The organism is Vibrio sp. Vb0304, assembly GCF_033338995.1.
In the GTDB taxonomy this organism is placed as follows: domain Bacteria; phylum Pseudomonadota; class Gammaproteobacteria; order Enterobacterales; family Vibrionaceae; genus Vibrio; species Vibrio alginolyticus.
In genome coordinates this window covers 1-1359 of the sequence record NZ_JAWOTT010000145.1, presented here as the reverse complement: position 1 = coordinate 1359, position 1359 = coordinate 1, and the positions used below count along the sequence as shown (strand labels likewise).

The window sequence follows — 1359 nt, the reverse complement described above, 5'->3', positions numbered from 1 at the left end:
CGCTTCTCTGGTGGTACCTCTGGTCTGTCTATCGGCCATGCTTCTCCAGAAGCCGCCAATGGCGGTGCGATCGGCTTGGTTCAAAACGGCGATTTGATTGCGATTGATATTCCAAATCGCAGCATCTCTCTTGAGATCTCGGAACAGGAACTTGCAGAGCGCCGCGTAAAACAAGACGAACTTGGTTGGAAACCAGCAAATCGTCAACGTGAAGTGTCTTTCGCCCGAAAAGCGTACGCCAGCATGGCAACCAGTGCTGACAAAGGTGCAGTACGAGATAAATCGAAGCTAGAGGGCTAGCCATGATGGAATCTCAACCCGAAAAAAAAGCGAATCAATCTGGGGCAGACTATCTGCGCCAAATCCTTCGCGCACCTGTTTATGAAGTCGCAACAGTCACACCGCTGCAAGAAATGCCTCGTTTATCTGCACGTATCGGGAATAACGTACAGATCAAGCGTGAAGACCGCCAACCCGTACACTCGTTCAAACTGCGCGGTGCCTACAACATGGTGGCAAGCCTAACTGAAGCACAGAAAGCCGCAGGCGTGATTGCAGCATCGGCAGGCAATCACGCTCAAGGCATGGCACTGTCTGGCACCAAACTCGGAATCAAAACCACGATTGTTATGCCAAAGACAACGCCAGACATCAAAGTCGATGCGGTACGCAGTTTCGGTGGCAATGTGGTGCTGCACGGCAGCAACTTTGATGAAGCCAAAGCCGAGGCCGAACGCTTGTCAGAGCAACACGGTTATACGTTCGTGCCTCCTTTCGACCACCCGTTGGTGATCGCAGGCCAAGGCACCATCGGCATGGAAATGCTGCAGCAAAATGGTCATCTCGACTACATCTTCGTGCCAGTTGGAGGCGGTGGCTTGGCGGCTGGTGTAGCGGTTCTGGTCAAGCAACTGATGCCAGAAATCAAAGTCATCGCCGTCGAACCTGAAGACTCGTCTTGTCTGAAAGCGGCGCTTGATGCTGGTGAGCCGGTGGTACTCGACCAAGTCAGCATGTTTGCTGATGGTGTGGCGGTAAAACGCATCGGTGAAGAAACGTTCCGCTTGTGTCAGAAATACATTGATGGTCATGTGGCGGTTTCAAGCGATGAAATCTGCGCTGCCGTAAAAGACATTTTTGAGGATACTCGCGCGATTGCTGAACCATCCGGGGCGCTTGCGCTTGCTGGCTTGAAGAAGTTTGTTGAGCAAAACCAACTGGAAAACAAAAACCTTGCCACGGTGCTGTCTGGCGCGAATACCAACTTCCATGGTTTACGTTATGTTTCAGAGCGTTGTGAATTAGGTGAGAAGCGTGAAGGTCTATTGGCCGTGACAATTCCAGAACGCCAAGGCGCTT

Annotated in this window: 2 protein-coding genes; both read left to right on the top strand. The window is 51.9% G+C overall.

The window, feature by feature from the left end; all coding sequences use genetic code 11:
• Positions 1-300: dihydroxy-acid dehydratase (locus tag R7P35_RS24540; RefSeq protein WP_318092950.1), on the top strand; the 300-nt coding region annotated here is incomplete at its 5' end.
• 2 nt (positions 301-302) lie between these two features.
• Positions 303-1359: threonine ammonia-lyase, biosynthetic (gene ilvA, locus R7P35_RS24535; RefSeq protein ID WP_318092949.1), on the top strand; the 1057-nt coding region annotated here is incomplete at its 3' end.